Here is a 17,152-nt window from a genome sequence, read left to right on the forward strand (position 1 = left end):
TAGTCGTGCAGCATTTTCACAGGTATATTTTATTAATACACGTACCTATCAAATACATCTCTAAATGCATGTATTAGCAAATTAACCGTGGTTCTTTTCTTCCAGTACACGTAGATCTTTACGCAAAATCTTACCAACGTTCGATTTTGGTAGCTCATCAATAAACTCAACACGGCGCGGACGTTTATAACCTGTTAAGTTTTCTTTGCCGTACTCAAGAACTTCTTCAGTGGTCAGGCTCTCATCATTGCGTACGACATAAATTTTAGGAATCTCGCCGCTTTTCTCGTCGTCGATACCAATGACACCACACTCCAAAATCTTAGGATGGCCAGCCATGACTTCTTCGACTTCGTTCGGATAAACGTTGAAACCAGACACCAAAATCATATCTTTTTTGCGATCAACGATGGTCACATATCCGTTGTCCGCCATGATACCGATATCACCAGTACGGAAGAATCCATCTGCTGTCATAACCTCAGCGGTCGCATCTTCACGGTTCCAGTAGCCTTTCATGACCTGTGGGCCACGAACACTAATCTCACCGCGCTCACCAAGTGCTACTTCATTACCAGAATCATCTAAAATAGCGACATCCGTTGCTGGCATCGGTACACCAATGGTGCCCGTGAATGTTTTACTATTGCTAGGATTAGAAGTCGCTACTGGTGCTGTTTCAGACAGGCCGTAACCTTGAATGATAATATTACCAGTTACTTGACGCCATTTTTCTGCGGTTGGGCTCAGTACTGCCATGCCGCCACCCATCGATTGACGCAGCTTGCTATGATCCATTGCTATGAATTCTTCGTTATTGGCAAGCGCATTGAACAATGTGTTGACCGCTGGGAAGAACGCTGGTGGGTTGGCTTTGTATGCTTTTAACAAGCTATCAAGGTCACGTGGATTTGGTACCAATAGCACCACACAACCGCGATACAGACCGAACATACCACACACAGTGAATGAGAAAATATGATACATCGGCAATGCCGTCATAATCACAGGCTGCTCACCTCTTTGATCGAAATCATCAAAAGCGGTGCCCAAAAAGGTATTAGACTGAATTAGATTTGCCACTAAGTTTTTGTGCGTTAGCATCGCACCTTTCGCCACACCTGTCGTACCACCGGTATATTGTAAGACCGCGATGTCATCAAGCGTGATATTGGTTGGACGCTTATATTTACTAGCCGTGACTTGCTTTAGTGCAGTTTTGAAGCTGATGCTATTAGAAATGCTATAGTCTGGCACCATTTTTTTAACATGGCGGACGACCGTATTAACCATAAAGCCTTTAAGCGTCCCCATCAAATCGCCCATACCCGTAATCACGACCTTATCGACCACATTGCGACCGATGTCTTGATAGGTTTTGGCAAAGTTTTCGACCATGATCAGCACTTTGGCGTCTGAATCAGTCAATTGATGCTCAAGCTCTCTGGTAGTGTACAAAGGATTGACGTTGACTAAGGTAAAGCCTGCACGTAGTACAGCGATGACAGAAATCGGCAACTGCAAAATATTGGGCATCATGACCGCAACTTTATCGCCTTTGACCAATCCTAATGACTGTAGATAAGCAGCCATTTGACGGCTGTATAAATCTACTTCTTGGAAGCTTAACGATGAACCCATGCAGATATAAGCAGTTTTATCAGCATTTTCAGCGAAGCTTTTTTCGAAAATATCAATAAGTGACGTATTGTCCGCTGGCAACTCGATGTTGTACTCCAGACCAAGTTCTTCATACGTTTTTAACCAAACTTTATCGTCACGACGGGTTAAGTTTCCTTGATTTTCCATAATCTTTTCTCTCCTAGTAATAATACATTACCGTCAACTCACGCCAATCACAGTGTGATAAATATACAAAGAGTCAAAGTCTTGCCCATCATCATGAAAAGCAAGGCTGCGACATATTTATACAGTGCTGAGCGAACAATACAGCGGTAAATAACCCTTTGTTTATTAACATACACACTTTATAGATAGTACTCAATATAAAAGATTGCTACACCAGTTCGCAAATAGGCTTGACGCCCAATATCCTCATATATATCAACATATTATGTTAAAGATACCAGTTATACCACTAGGAAATATGACTCTTGACTTTTACTCCTTAATAACCACGCCAACATGATATCTGCTTACTATCGGCTATTTTTTAGCGCACTAGCCAGCTCAGTTAGCGTCACAAAGTTGCGACGAGTACCATCAGCATCGCTACTTGGTCTATCTGCGATACTACTTTTGGCAAGCTTGGTACTATCACTATATTGCCAGTCATTGATGTAGTCGCTTTGAGTCAAGCGTTGACCAAATCCTGCTACTGCCATCGCAAATTGGGTATCGATACTGGCTTTATCTAGAGCATAGCTAGCTTTGTTAATCGGTTGGCTAACAAGTTTGGAGCTACCACCTGTCGATGCTTTATAACGAATTTTTAGGTAGCCAAGCTCGTTAGCGTTCTGGTTATTATTCAAACTAGTACTGGCATTGCTATCAGTATAACGGCGATCGCTATATAGACCTTTTTGACCCTTTGGTGTCACCTCAAATAAAGCAATAACCGCCTTGCCTGCTCCGAGCTCACCTGCATCAACTTTGTCATTATTGAAATCCTCTTCAGCCAGTACGCGGTTTTCATAACCAATCAAGCGCCACTCACTCACCACATCAGGATTGAACTCAACTTGGACTTTTACATCTTTAGCGACGGTGTTAAATGTCGCGGCTAACTCATCTCCAAAGACTTTTTTTGCTTCAGTGAGACTGTCAATGTAACTATAATTACCATTGCCGTTGTCCGCCATCTGCTCCATCATGTGATCATTGAGATTGCCACGACCAAAGCCAACGGTGGACAAAGAAATATCGCGATCGCGATTGGCTTTTACCAACTCCAACATCTCATCGACATCACTAATACCGACATTAAAATCGCCGTCCGTTAGCATCATGATTCGATTGATACCGTTTTCTTTTAGTCCTTGCTCAGCTTGTCTATAGGCCAACTTAAGAGCATCTTCCCCATTGGTTGAGCCTGAGGCATTTAATCTATCAATTGCAGCCAATATTTTTGCTTTTTGATCACCACTGGTCGCAGGCAGTGCCACACTAGTACTACCTGAGTAGGTCACGATACTGATGCTGTCTTGGGTGCGCAGTTGCTCTGTTAGCAGTTTAAGCGACGACTGGGCCAATGGCAGCTTATCGCGCGACGACATAGAGCCTGAAACATCTACTAAAAATACAAGATTGGCAGGTGGCATAGACTGCTTATCCGTTTTTTGTGACCAACTACTATCAACGGCTTTGATACCAACCTTGACTATTTTATTATCTTGATCAGCTTTATCCCAAGGTGAATCTACTACTTCAGTTGATACAACAAATGGTGCTCTACCCATACGTTTGCCATCATCAAACTGATAGTTAAAATAATTAATCAACTCTTCTACACGTACGGCATCGACGGGTGGCAGTTGACCCTCATTTAGGTATCGGCGCACATTGGCGTAGCTGCCCGTATCAGTATCGATAGACAAAGTAGATACCGCCATATCTGTAGTTCGATGTACAGGGTTGGCTTCATTTTTTTGATAGTTGTCTTTTGCCTCTGGCGTGACGATGATACGCGGTGATGGGCTTACGATACTTGTCTGCACCGCAGAGCGCATCATCTGTTGGCTCGTGACTGCGCGCTTAACACTGGGTGATGCCATGATATATTCTGACACCACTGCTGCATCTTGATTGACTATGCTGTTTGTCTCGGCTGGTAGCGGCTTACTCATTTGTGAAGGGCTACAGGCTGTCAATCCTAGACTGGCTATAGCACTAATCAATAGTACATTTCTAATGGCGTTTTCTCCTATGTGCCTGCTTTTATTTTTTAGCATCGTAGAGGTGGAAACGTAGGATAAAAGGTCAAACGACATAATAGAAATTCCTTGTTGTAAGATAACTCGGTAACGACTTGTCCGTGTCAATAATCGTACTCTCAGTTGTTGTTGATGGAACACTAAGACATTTATTAACCATATAAAAAATAAATATTAGATTTACTATACTTAACTTAATCTATAAAAGCTATGAACCACAACATGATAAAAAATCTTTATAAGCCCTTATTTTAAGCACGTCATGACTTGTCGTCTATTATGACTTATGCCTTTTTAATTCTGCTAATTTCCTTTACGATAGCACTATCCTATTTTTGTGCTTGACCCCATTATCTATACCTATTAAAACTGATAAGTGAATCCTATTTTATGTCTGATGTTATTGATAATACGATTGCCCCAATCATTCCCAATGAACCGATGGATACTCGTTCAGTCGCAGAGTTCACTGAGCAAGCCTATCTCAACTACGCCATGTACGTTATCATGGATCGGGCGCTACCAAATATCGCTGATGGTCTAAAGCCTGTTCAGCGCCGCATCGTCTATGCCATGAGTGAGTTGGGCTTGAAAGCCACTGCCAAGGCCAAAAAATCTGCACGTACAGTCGGTGATGTGTTAGGTAAATACCATCCGCACGGTGACAGTGCGTGTTATGAGGCGATGGTTCTGATGGCACAGCCGTTCAGCTATCGCTATCCGCTTATCACGGGTCAAGGCAACTGGGGTAGCCCAGATGATCCAAAATCATTTGCCGCGATGCGTTATACCGAAGCCAAAATGTCAGCTTACGCCAATACTTTACTTGCAGAGTTAGGGCAAGGTACGGTCGATTGGCAGGATAACTTTGATGGCACGATGCAAGAGCCAACCACCCTACCTGCCCGCCTGCCCAACATCTTGCTAAACGGTACAACAGGTATCGCGGTCGGTATGGCAACCGATATTCCACCGCACAATCTCAATGAAGTGGTGCGTGCGGCAATTCGTTTACTCAAAAATCCCGAACTATCGGTTAAACAGCTTACCCAATCGATACCAGCGCCAGACTTGCCAACACCAGCGGAAATCATTACCAGCAAAAAAGACTTGCAGGCAATGTATGAAACAGGTCGCGGTAGCTATAAAATGCGTGCGACTTTCCATATTGACCCTAAAGAGAAAAATCTTGTCATTATCGATGCGCTGCCTTACCAAGTATCGGGCAACAAAATCCAAGAGCAAATTGCCAAGCTCATGATGGATAAAAAACTGCCTTGGGTCACAGATATCCATGATGAGTCAGATCACGAAAACGCTTGCCGTATCGTGCTTGAGCTAAAATCAACACGGGTCGATGTCGATCGTGTCATGAGTCATCTGTTTGCCAGTACGGATCTAGAAAGCAACTACCGCGTCAATATGAACATGATTGGCTTAAACGGTAAACCGCAAGTTAAAAACCTCAAAGAAATATTAGAAGAATGGCTAGTGTGTCGCCGCTCAGTGGTCACCCGCCGCTTGGAGTACCGCCTCGATAAAATCGACAAACGCTTGCATATTTTGGCAGGCTTACTGATTGCTTATCTCAATATCGATGAAGTCATTCGCATCATTCGTGAAGAGGACGACCCAAAAGCAACCTTAATGCAGGACTATGATCTGACTGATATTCAAGCCAATGCTATATTGGATATTCGTTTACGTCAGTTGGCAAAGTTAGAGGAAATCGAGTTACGCCGTGAGCAAGATGAGCTAGCCGCTGAACGCGCCGTCATTCAAGAGTATTTGGACAATCCAGACAGCTTGACCAACTTGCTGATCGAAGAGCTGACCGCTGATATGAAAGAGCACGGTAATGAGCGTGTGTCACCATTGGCAGAACGCGAAGAAGCTCAAGCACTAAAAGAATCTGATCTCGTACCGAGCGAGCCTGTCACTGCTATCTTGTCAAAAGCGGGCTGGATTCGTGCTGCTAAAGGTCATGATGTCGATGCCGCTGGCATGAGCTATCGCTCAGGTGACAGCTATCAAGCGCATGTGCGCGGCAAATCTAACGAGAGAATCTACGTGCTCGATAGCACTGGGCGCAGCTATAGCCTTGACGCGCACAATCTTGCTTCAGCGCGTGGCCAAGGCGACCCGCTGACCAGTGTGTTGAAGCCACCAGCAGGTGCTAGCTTTGAGCAGCTACTAACAGGTGCTGACAATCAACGCATTATTTTGGCTAGCTCAGCAGGTTACGGTTTTATCAACACGCTTGGCAACCTAGACAGCAATCAAAAAGCGGGGAAAAATATCATTAACCTCGCAGCTGAGAGCCGCTTACTCCCTGTTGCCCGTATCGATGCGCCAGTGGAAACAGCTGCCAATGCTGGCGGCGAAAGCACTAATACAAAGGTAGCGCCTGATCATGTCGCCGTTGTGACCAATGCAGGGTATTTACTGATATTTACCCTTGATGACTTACCTGAACAGGCTCGTGGTAAGGGTAATAAACTTATCAAGTTAAAAGACGGCGAAGAGGTCATGGCTATCACGCCACTCAGTCAACAAGACAGTCTAGTCATTACTGCTGGTAAACGTCATGTGACACTCAAGCCAAATGACTTGGCTAACTATACGGGTGTGCGTGGTAATCGTGGTGGTCAGTTGCCAAGGGGTTTTCAGAATGTGACGAGTGTTGAGGTTGCGACATAACTGTTGCTTCTCATTACAACCTACTCTCTGCAATAAAAAAGCCGCCTATACGTATGTATAGGTGGCTTTTTGGTGCACGCTGAAACAAGTAAGTTTCATATAAAGAAACACTACTCTTCAAAATTACTGGACTCATCATATTCAAATATCGATTCCAAAAAGCTTTCAATTTGAGTACTTTTCATGAGATAAGGATTGAAGTCAGAACCTGCTGAGAAGCTTTTTAAAGCATACTCTTCATCTTCAACACTTGACGTCAAATGTTTGATTAAATAACCATCCCATGTACAGGCTTCTATTTCTTCTAATTTAACAATATTAGGTATAATCTTAGAGTGTTCATCGAATATTTTCGCTAGTGCAACATTAACAGCAGGTCTTGAGCCTTGAATACTCTGAATAAAATAACTTTCATTAATCACCAACGCTGAAACTAGCCCACTTTCATCAAAATATCTTCGCCACTGCTCAAGAGCTCGAGTCAACTCTATACCTGTTTTCATTTCTATATTTTTACCAATATACGTTAGGCTAATCAGCAGATGCTCGCCATGTCTTTTCTTATTTTCTGAAGTTTGATTTGTCGTCGTGTGCATAAGAAACCTTATTTATAAAAATTTTACCTAAATCAAAAGACACTTCATAGACGGCTTTTTTATGCTGGTTAGAGCAGACAGCCTTTATACTGAGCAGAACTTACGCGTTTACAACCTTTTGAATTAATTATCTTTGAAAATCGCTGTCAAAAAGCTTTCAATTTGAGTGCTTTTCATCAGATAAGGATTATAGTCAGAACCTGCTGAGAAACTCTTTAGTGCATATTCTTCATCTTCAACGCTTGATGTCAAATGTTTGACTAAAAACCCATTCCATTGACGCGATTCTATTTCCTTTATATCAACAATATTAGGGAAAATAGTTGAATGCTCATCAAGTATTTTTTCTAAGGCAGTATTGATAGCAAGCCTTGTTCCTTGAAAGCTTTGAACGAAATAACCTTCACTAATAACTAAAGCGGAAACTATATTGTTTTCTTCAAAATATCTGCGCCAATATTCAAGTGCACGAGTTAGCTCAACTCCCGAATCTAGATCAACGTTTTTAGCAATATACGTCATGTGGATAAGAATGTGCTCGCCGTGTCTTTTTCTATTTTTTACAGTATCACTTGTAGCTGTATGCATGATAAAATCCATTTATAAATGATTAAACTGAATCAAAAGACATTTTAAAAAACACAATCAATATTATTACTAACTTATAACCGCTCTCTATAATCTACCATGATCCTCTTCGAGTAATGATATAAAGTTTTAACGAAATATCATGTCAACATTTGTCAGATTATAATTATACTATAAAACCTGACACCATAGCAGTGATACCATTATTCTAATAATTAAAAAGTCTACTCTATATCTGCCTATAACCGTATTTTATTCATAAAAAATTAATCAACAATTCGGCTTTATCGACTAGCTATTGCAGACCTTTAGTTTTTTATACTTGTTGCGCTAGCCTATTTATGAGTATTTGAAACATAATTCACCCTTAACAAAAAGCCGCCTACAGCAGGTATAGACGGCTTTATTACATACCAATTGAATGAGCTAACGTATCAATACCGACCCATCTCGATTGTTGTTTCAGCAAGTACCGAATCGCCTTGCCATGCTTGCACATCTACCGTGTATAGATGGTTTTTACCACCAGAGCAAGGTGGCTTGTATGCACCGCCTGCCTCGCCTTTACGGCTGCGGTATTCTGCGACCATCTCAATACCTACTGGCACTTCGTAAGTATGGCCAAATACTCGTGGCACCTCTGCACTTGTAGCGCCTTCTGGTAGTGCGAACTCTACAATGCCATGTCCACCGTGTTGCATACGTTTATTGCTTACATCGTTGTAGACGAATACCAAGCTTTCCGCGCCTGCTGGAATATCCGAGACAGTCATGCTGGGCGTGGCTGGGCTTTTACCATCATAGTTCAGACACTGCTGCCCTTCAGGTATTTTTTTACCATCCCAAGCAGCATCGTTAAATTTAACATCCATTGCAAGAGCATTAGTAGATAAAGCCAATGTTGCCAAAACGGTAACCGATTTTAAGGTGAAAAACTTCATACTTGTTCCTTTAGGTAGCTGCTGCATTAATAATGATAGTCCATCTCATTTTGTAGATTCGTTTTGATAATTGAATATAACCTTATAATAAATCGATACGATTGAGTTAATCATATCGTTTAGCATTTTTGTTAATCGTCTGCAAAAGCGATGAGCAACTTCACTAACCATCATACGAATACAGAATCAGCAAGTATGTTTATAGCATCATAGGTTACTCGATAGGTACTTATCTGATTAGGTGCGTTGTAGTAATATCTAATGTATTATCTAGACGACTAAAAATAATAGGATCATCATGTTTATCGAAGATAAGATTGCCACAGAAAGTATGACTATTAAGATTTCGACACCCAAAATTATCTTTTTTGACATTGATGATACTTTGAGTCGTAACGGTATTATCGCTGAACATAATAAAGCCACGCTTGAGCAGCTTGCTGATACCAATATTAAGCTAGTGATTTCGACTGGTCGTTCTAAAGCCATATTGCCTAAAGATATTTTGTCGTTGCTTGATGCGGATATATTGAATGCCATTATTTGTATGAATGGACAATATAGTTTTGATAAAAATGGCAAAATCAGCCACTACCCATTATCCGCTGAGCAAACAGATAAAATCGTGCGCCTGTGCCAGCAGAGCGATTTGATCCATAAGTTTGATTCTGCTACTCATATCGCTTGGTCAGGCGAAAATGAACGTTTGCGCGAGTTTAACGCTGTCACGCCCAATTCTATTCTCGATCCTGATTACTACAAAACAAATACCGTCTATCAGTGCTCGGTATTTTTTAATAACCAGCAAGAAAAAATGCAAGACATCGACTTTGCCCAGTATGATTTAAAACTGGTACATTGGCATCAGATTGGGGCCGATATACTACCAGCCGATGCGTCCAAAGCGAGAGGTATTATAGACATCTGCAAATATTATGGGGCGGATGCCAGTGAATGCATGGCATTTGGTGATGGGTTCAATGACTTAGAGATGTTTGATCTGGTTGGGTTTGCTGTGGCAATGGGAGATGCGCAGCCAGCTTTAATAGAACGTGCTGATTTCGTCACTGGAACGATTGAAGAGTATGGTATTCAAACCGTGCTTGATCAGCTAGATATGAAGTTGTAAAAACATCCAAGTAAATGAAGCCATTAACATTCAATAAAAAAGCCCTTACTAAATCATTAGTGAGGGCTTTTTATTATCAATATATTTTCTATCACTGTCTAATTATTGTGCTGGATAAAAAGTCTCTGACCCCGGACCAACTGGCAAACCAAGTACAAATACCCAAACAGAGAATAAGATTGTCCAACCAATCAAAAACGCCATCGAGTATGGCAGCATCATAGCCATTAAGGTTCCTACACCTGTGTTCTTTTTATATCGCATAGCCACTGCCAGAATAAGGCCAAAATAACTCATCATAGGCGTGATAATATTAGTGGTCGAATCGCCGATGCGATAGGCTGCCTGAATCATCTCTGGTGCGTAACCTGTGAGCATCAGCATAGGCACAAAGATAGGTGCGGTCACCGCCCACTGCGCTGATGCTGAGCCGAGCATCAAGTTAACCACTCCACATATCAAGATAAAACCAACCAATAATAATGGCCCAGTTAGGCCAATATCGCTCAAGAAAGTCGCGCCAGATACGGCCATTACTGAGCCCAAGTTTGACCATTTAAAGAACGCCGTAAACTGTGCAGCAAAAAATACTAACACGATGTAAATACTTAACGAGCTCATGGCGTTGCTCATGGCATCGACGACGTCTTGATTGCTCTTGATGCTACCAGTAATCTTACCGTAGATATAACCTGGAATCGCAAAGAATACAAAGATAAAGACCACAATGCCTTTTAAAAATGGTGAGCCTGATACTAAGCCTGTCTCTGCATTACGCAAGATGCCATCGGCAGGCACTACTGTCCACGCCAGCAACAAGCAAAATATCAACATGCTAACGCCTGCCCACAGTAGACCTTTTTTCTCAAGCGATGATACCTTTTCGATTTGCGTCTCTAGCACAGAGGTATCGTCAGCATCCTTAGGGTTATACTCCCCTAAACTTGGTTCAACGATTTTTTCAGTGACAAAGTAACCCAAACCACTGATTAAAAAAGTACTGGCGATCATAAAGTACCAGTTGGCCTCTGCACCAACAATATAAGTGGGATCAATGATACGCGCCGCTTCTTGGGTAATCCCTGATAACAAAGGATCTACCGTCCCTAGCAGTAAATTAGCACTATAACCGCCTGATACCCCAGCAAATGCCGCCGCTAGACCTGCTAAAGGATGTCTACCTAGCGAGTGGAAAATCACCGCGGCAAGCGGTATCAGTACCACGTAACCTAGCTCAGCAGCCGTGTTTGACATGATGCCTGCAAAAACGATGGTAAAGGTGACCATCTTTTTGGGAGCATTCATGACCAGACCTCGCAGCGCAGCTGATATCATGCCAGAGTGTTCAGCGATACCGACACCTAACAACGCTACTAGCACCGTACCTAGCGGTACAAAACCAGTAAAGTTGGTCACAAGATTTTCGACGATACGAGCCAAGCCCTCACCGTTCAATAGGTTGACGACTTCGATCATCCCATCAGCGCTACGTCCGCTTGTGCCCTCTGGTCTTGGGTCAATCACTGACACGCCAAAATATGACATGACAGCTGAGAGCACCAACAACAGTACAGACATCCAAACGAATAAAATAACAGGATGCGGTAATAAATTACCGAGCCATTCGACGCCCTTTAAAAACCGCTGCATACGAGAATTTTGTTCTGCTGCATCGAAATCGTTGTGTGGCGGACTGCCATTTGGCGAATTACTTCCTTGCATATCCCATTACTCCAATCAAAACTTAAGCACAGTGAATGTACTTAAGGTATATAAGAAATTGATAAAAGAATGAAATTGAAACATAGTTGACAATTAGAAACAAATATTTTCGTATTAACAAACAAAAAGTTTGTAACTATATGCAACCTATAAACCACAAGAATCTAAAAATGTAGTACCGAAAATAGAAAAGGCGACAAATCGGAATATATCCAATCTATCGCCACTTAAAAATCTCTCAGGACTAAATAAGTGTAACTTCCTATTTTATAAAATGGCAAACGAGCTAACACACAGTATATGGGATCTTAGTACCTACCTGCTATCAAGGCATCGTTAAGCCACCATCGACGGCGATAGATTGTCCGGTAATAGCCATACTCAAGTCAGATGCCATAAGCAGTACCGAATTGGCAAAGTCAGCGACCGAAGTCGCTTGGCGTAGCGGCGTTGTAGTAGCGATATAATCAAATACTTCCTCAGTGGTTAAGCTGCTTGCGTCGGTCGTTTTTAAAAGTCCACCTGCCAGTAGATTAACTCGAATACCATACTGCCCAAGTTCGCTTGCTAAGTTACGCGTTAGCCCAATGAGTGCTGATTTAGCGGTGGTATAGTCGTAATAAGTAACCACTGGATTGTAGACGAGATTGGTCGAAATATTAATAATTTTACCCACTTGCTGCGCTTTCATCTGCGGCAATACTGCTTGTACTATATTAACTGCACCTTTAACAATACCATCCATCTGCTGCGAGAAATGCGACCACTCTACGGTTTCGATACTGGTGTACGCAGCACTTGGATTGAACTGATAACTCGGTAAGGCATTATTGACTAAGATATCAATACGACCATAACGAGTGACGACTGCAGCTGCCATTGCTTGTACCTGCTCAAGCTCGGTGACATCTGCCTGATAAGCAAATGCTTGACCGCCTGCGCAGATGATATCAGCCACTACCCTCTCAGCAGCTTCTTTACTGTTAAGGTAGTTGACACAAACGGTTGCGCCTGCCGCTGCCATTTGCTGAGCAATCTGTGCACCAAGCCCACGACTGGCTCCAGTCACTATGGCGACTTTATCTATGAGCAAGGCTGGTATAGCTGAGTGGCTTTTGTTCAAGACGTTTTGAGTTGAAGTGCTTTCGGTCATTGTGCTGTATCCTTTATTATTAGGGTATGGTCAAGACTTATTACCTCTGAGCTTACGTTCATCATACTCCGATCAGCGCCAATCATAGCATGGTTATATACTATCTTTTTCCGACTCGACGTCAGCAGCTTGCTGGCAACTTTACTCAAAGCTATCTGTCACTAAGTTCGTTTTGCTACTCATCTCATTGGGCCAACCGGCTATCTTTATTAGTATCACTAAGCATTGCCTTAACAATACCCCTTTAAATTGTACAAATTAATGGCCATAATAGTTTTATTGGCCATGTCAGGCTTTTGGATTTTTTATTGAATTTTTCTGATTTGCATTATATTTATTTAGGAGAGATATTTTGACCCATTTATCATCGTCCCATCCAGTTACCCATACTTCGGCTAGTGTCGGTCGTATAGTGCCAAAAGCAGTATTAGCAGCGGCTGTCGGCTTGGTGCTTGCCAGCTGTAGCAACTCTGACAATGCTGCAGATGGCAGCGTTGCAGCGAGCAATGAGACGCTGAACCTTTACAACTGGTCAGAATATATGCCGCAAGAGATTTTAGATGGCTTTGAAGAAGAGACTGGTATCTCGGTCAACTACACCACCTTTGACTCTAATGAAGCCATGTATGCCAAGCTTAAGCTACTCGATGACTCAAGTCAGTACGATCTGGCTGTACCATCAACTTATTATGTTGAAAAAATGGCGAAAGAAGGACTACTGCAAGAGCTAGATAAATCCAAATTGAGCAATTTCAAGAATCTTGATACTTCATTTACCAATACTAAAGTTGATCCTGATAATAAATACTCTATCCCTTATATGTGGGGTAGCACAGGTCTAGCAATCAATGGGGATAGCGTTGATCCTGCGACAGTTAATAGTTGGAATGATCTATGGGATCCCAAGTATAAAGGGCAAGTGATGCTAACCAATGACGTGCGAGAAGTGTTTGGTATGGCGCTATTCACCCTGGGTTACTCAGGTAACAGTAGCAATCCCGATGAAATCGAAGCCGCTTATAACAAGCTCACGACGTTAATGCCAAATGTTAAGACGTTCAACTCAGACGCCACACGCATGCCATATATGGAAGGTGAAACCTCAGTGGGTATGAGCTGGAATGGCGAAGCGGTAATTGCCAATGATGAAGGTCTCACTAGCTTGGTTTATAAGTACCCTAGCGAAGGAGCTATCTTATGGATGGACAACTTTGTCATTCCTAAGAATGCTAAGCAAGTAGATGCTGCACATAAATTTATAGACTATCTATTGCGTCCTGAAAACTCAAAAATCGTGAGTGAAGAGATTGGCTACGCCTCACCAAATATAGCTGCACGCGAGTTGATGGATGAAAGCGTACAAAACAACCCAACGATTTATCCTTCTAAAGTAGTATTAGCGAAAGCTGAATTCCAAGAAGATGTGGGCGATGAAGCATTGCAAGTGTATCAGCAGTATTGGGATAAGCTAAAAACTGGTCGTTAATCGTTTTGACTTAGCATTTTAAAAACAAAGTAGACTTTTAAAATAAAAACGCTGATCCTAGATGGTCAGCGTTTTTTGTGCCTTATAGATGTAAATCTCTCTCACCACCTTTTTCTTTCATTCTGCGCTGCTCGCGGCGCTGATAACTCAAACCAGATGCAGCAAACCAATGCAGCTTAGATGTTTGTAACAAGTCGCTCAGCTGTTGTAATTGTGTTTGCAAGGTTTGAGTCAACCAAAAATACCCCTGCCATTCAAATGCTAGATGCTGCACGCTCGGATACTCCGAGACAGCAATACGAGTAATGGGGCGAAATACTTCATCGCTAGGACTACGCAATACCGCCGCCATATGTTGCATCGCTTGGGTTAGCTCATTCTGATAATGTACCAATAAAATATGATTTTCTTTATCAATCTCAATATTTGCCAAACGCGGCGCAGCACTTAATAGTAAGTCAATCGTTCCAATAATATTACGATGGGTACGCTGAATCGTCTCGAGCGTTCCTTTCTCAATACCTGACTCACTTGCTGTCGCGGCGATATGTGGTCGTACAGCCAGCAGGCGTTTATTAATTTGCTGTAGCTCTGTAAGCAACGCTTTGTTAACAGGTACTTCATCCATGGGAAATAGCTTTGTATTTTGCTGCTGCATTAAATCATCTTTGACTTGATCAGTAGTATCAATATGTTTACCGACACCAGCGTAAAGGCTGCTACAAGCGTCAAGATTACTACTCAATAAAAATCGCCACATCAATGTCGACTTCAACGGCAAAATAAGTGTCACAGCCACCGAAACACCAGTGCCTAACAAAATATTTAGGGCACGGTATATACCGTCTTGGCTCATGTTACCTTGGCCTAAGTTTGAGACAATCATCAACATCGTAATACCAGTCAGTAAGCCTGTATAACCAAGATTCCTGACTGCCAAATAACCAATAATACTACTGACGAGACCGATGAGCGCATAATACACCCACACCCATGCGTTCACGCTATCATTGAACCACAGAATACCGAAGGCTGCGATAATACCAAATATGGTACCCAGTATTCGCTCTTTGGCTTTGGTATAAATAGCGCCTTGATACTGTAATAAACCCAAAATGATAAACACAGTAATGGTCGTCCACTCTCCATGTGGAAAACCAGTAAGCGCATTAACTATCAAAGCAAATATCACTGCCGCACCTAAGCGTATGGCATGCAAAATATCCGCATATTGATAACGGATATAAGGTTCAACAAACGGAGATATGACACGCTGCCAAAGGGTTGATTTCACGTAAGGCTACTCTTTTTAATTGATAAATAAAATGGACGAACATGCTATCAGCCACACCACTATTTATAATAGTAATAATCAAAAAAACGTCTCTTGCCTACCCAAAGACAAAAGACGTTTTACGCTCAAACTCTATTCACAAACTGCTGAACTTAAAATAAGCTCGACTATACTTCTAAGAAGTCTAATATACCTTCCGCAGCTTCACGGCCTTCCCAAATAGCTGTGACAACCAGATCAGAACCACGTACCATATCGCCACCAGCGAAGATTTTAGGGTTTTGCGTCTGGAATCTGAAAGTTTGCTTTTCGGCTGCTAGTACACGGCCAGAGCTATCCATTGCTACTTGCTGAGACTCGAACCAGTCAGCGGGGCTTGGACGGAAGCCGAATGCCATAATGACTGCATCACATGGAATGATTTCTTCAGAATTAGGAATAGGCTCAGGACGTTGACGACCACGGTTATCTGGTGCACCCAACTGAGTAGTAACGACTTTTACGCCGTTAACTTTACCGTTTAGGCCAATAATTTCAGTCGGTTGACGATTGAATAAGAACTCAACGCCTTCCTCACGAGCATTGACCACCTCGCGACGTGAGCCAGGCATGTTCTCTTCATCGCGGCGATAGGCACAAACTACTTTTTCAGCGCCTTGACGGATACTGGTACGGTTACAGTCCATTGCTGTATCGCCGCCACCGAGTACTACCACTTTCTTGCCTTTAAAATCGATATATTCTTCAGTATCTTTTTCCCAATCATTACAACGATTCACGTTAGCAATTAAGTAATCTAGCGCATCGTATACACCTTCCAACTCTTCTCCAGCAAAGCCACCGCGCATATAAGTATAAGCACCCATACCCATAAACACAGCATCGTATTCACTTAACAACTCATCGATAGTGACATCTGTACCGATTTCTGTCTCTAAACGGAACTCCATACCCATGTCTTCAAAGATGACGCGGCGATTGCGCATAACATCTTTTTCCATTTTGAATTCAGGAATACCAAATGTCAGTAAGCCGCCAATCTCAGGGCGCTTATCAAAGACAACTGGTTTAACACCGTTTCTGACTAAGATATCCGCGCAACCCAGACCTGCTGGTCCTGCACCAATGATAGCAACTTTTTTGTCCGTCCAAACGACTTCAGACATATCTGGACGCCAGCCAAGTGCAAACGCAGTATCGTTGATATATTTCTCAACATTACCAATAGTCACTGCACCAAAGCCATCATTCAGTGTACAAGCGCCTTCACACAAACGATCTTGTGGACAAACTCGTCCGCATACTTCAGGCAAGGTATTAGTACGGTGGCACAATTCAGCTGCCTGAAATATCTGGCCTTCTGTGGCCAGTTTTAGCCAGTTAGGAATATAGTTGTGTACTGGACATTTCCACTCGCAGTACGGGTTACCACACTCAAGGCAGCGATGCGCTTGCTGAGCAACGGCTTCGTTTTCGAAAGGTTTATAAATCTCAACAAACTCTGTTGAACGCGTTGCAATATCTTTTTTGGTTGGATCAAATCTTGGTACATCTAAAAACTGGAAGTTATTTTCTAAGCGTTTTGCCATGGTGCTATCTCTTTTATATAAGGCTCTTTTGCAGTGGGTGGCGACAGTCAGCGATGTTTCG

General features: G+C 42.4%; 12 protein-coding genes. 3 read left to right on the forward strand and 9 right to left on the reverse strand.

Annotated features, from left to right (window positions below):
- Positions 1 to 81: 81 nt before the first annotated feature.
- Both ACT3QN_RS10570 and ACT3QN_RS10575 read right to left on the reverse strand, forming a co-directional pair.
- A complete protein-coding gene (locus ACT3QN_RS10570; RefSeq protein WP_444523273.1) occupies positions 82 to 1,809 on the reverse strand; it encodes an AMP-binding protein in 1,728 nt (575 codons plus the stop codon).
- 350 nt (positions 1,810 to 2,159) lie between these two features.
- Positions 2,160 to 3,950, reverse strand: a complete 1,791-nt coding sequence (locus tag ACT3QN_RS10575; protein WP_444523272.1) for a vWA domain-containing protein — start codon at positions 3,948 to 3,950, stop codon at positions 2,160 to 2,162.
- Positions 3,951 to 4,283: 333 nt separating this feature from the next.
- On the opposite strand from ACT3QN_RS10575, the gene parC reads away from it, so the two are divergent.
- Complete coding sequence (gene parC, locus ACT3QN_RS10580; RefSeq protein ID WP_444523271.1) at positions 4,284 to 6,593, forward strand: DNA topoisomerase IV subunit A; 2,310 nt, start codon at positions 4,284 to 4,286, stop codon at positions 6,591 to 6,593.
- 110 nt (positions 6,594 to 6,703) lie between these two features.
- On the opposite strand, the gene ACT3QN_RS10585 is transcribed toward parC, so the two are convergent.
- From ACT3QN_RS10585 to ACT3QN_RS10595, 3 genes are all read right to left on the reverse strand, one after another.
- Positions 6,704 to 7,189 (reverse strand): hypothetical protein, encoded by a 486-nt coding sequence (locus ACT3QN_RS10585; protein ID WP_444523270.1) that lies wholly within the window; start codon positions 7,187 to 7,189, stop codon positions 6,704 to 6,706.
- A gap of 123 nt (positions 7,190 to 7,312) precedes the next feature.
- Positions 7,313 to 7,777, reverse strand: a complete 465-nt coding sequence (locus ACT3QN_RS10590; RefSeq protein ID WP_444523269.1) for a BLUF domain-containing protein — start codon at positions 7,775 to 7,777, stop codon at positions 7,313 to 7,315.
- Between the two features lie 434 nt (positions 7,778 to 8,211).
- Complete coding sequence (locus ACT3QN_RS10595; RefSeq protein WP_444523268.1) at positions 8,212 to 8,718, reverse strand: hypothetical protein; 507 nt, start codon at positions 8,716 to 8,718, stop codon at positions 8,212 to 8,214.
- 298 nt (positions 8,719 to 9,016) lie between these two features.
- On the opposite strand from ACT3QN_RS10595, the gene ACT3QN_RS10600 reads away from it, so the two are divergent.
- Complete coding sequence (locus tag ACT3QN_RS10600) at positions 9,017 to 9,847, forward strand: HAD family hydrolase (RefSeq protein WP_444523267.1); 831 nt, start codon at positions 9,017 to 9,019, stop codon at positions 9,845 to 9,847.
- 102 nt (positions 9,848 to 9,949) lie between these two features.
- Here ACT3QN_RS10600 and ACT3QN_RS10605 read toward each other — a convergent pair whose 3' ends face one another.
- Both ACT3QN_RS10605 and ACT3QN_RS10610 read right to left on the reverse strand, forming a co-directional pair.
- A complete protein-coding gene (locus ACT3QN_RS10605; RefSeq protein WP_444523266.1) occupies positions 9,950 to 11,569 on the reverse strand; it encodes an AbgT family transporter in 1,620 nt (539 codons plus the stop codon).
- A 325-nt stretch (positions 11,570 to 11,894) separates the two neighbouring features.
- Positions 11,895 to 12,722, reverse strand: coding sequence for a 3-oxoacyl-ACP reductase (locus ACT3QN_RS10610; protein ID WP_444523265.1), 828 nt, complete (start codon positions 12,720 to 12,722; stop codon positions 11,895 to 11,897).
- A gap of 352 nt (positions 12,723 to 13,074) precedes the next feature.
- Between ACT3QN_RS10610 and ACT3QN_RS10615 the strand changes: the two genes are divergently transcribed.
- On the forward strand, positions 13,075 to 14,208 hold the full coding sequence (locus ACT3QN_RS10615; protein ID WP_444523264.1) for an ABC transporter substrate-binding protein: 1,134 nt from the start codon (positions 13,075 to 13,077) through the stop codon (positions 14,206 to 14,208).
- Positions 14,209 to 14,290: 82 nt separating this feature from the next.
- On the opposite strand, the gene ACT3QN_RS10620 is transcribed toward ACT3QN_RS10615, so the two are convergent.
- Both ACT3QN_RS10620 and ACT3QN_RS10625 read right to left on the reverse strand, forming a co-directional pair.
- Complete coding sequence (locus tag ACT3QN_RS10620) at positions 14,291 to 15,502, reverse strand: FUSC family protein (RefSeq protein ID WP_444523263.1); 1,212 nt, start codon at positions 15,500 to 15,502, stop codon at positions 14,291 to 14,293.
- A gap of 167 nt (positions 15,503 to 15,669) precedes the next feature.
- Positions 15,670 to 17,091: a glutamate synthase subunit beta gene (locus tag ACT3QN_RS10625; RefSeq protein WP_444529207.1), complete on the reverse strand. Its 1,422-nt coding sequence runs from the start codon at positions 17,089 to 17,091 to the stop codon at positions 15,670 to 15,672.
- Positions 17,092 to 17,152: the final 61 nt, after the last annotated feature.

Source organism: Psychrobacter sp. AOP7-C1-14 (assembly GCF_052376135.1).
GTDB lineage: Bacteria > Pseudomonadota > Gammaproteobacteria > Pseudomonadales > Moraxellaceae > Psychrobacter.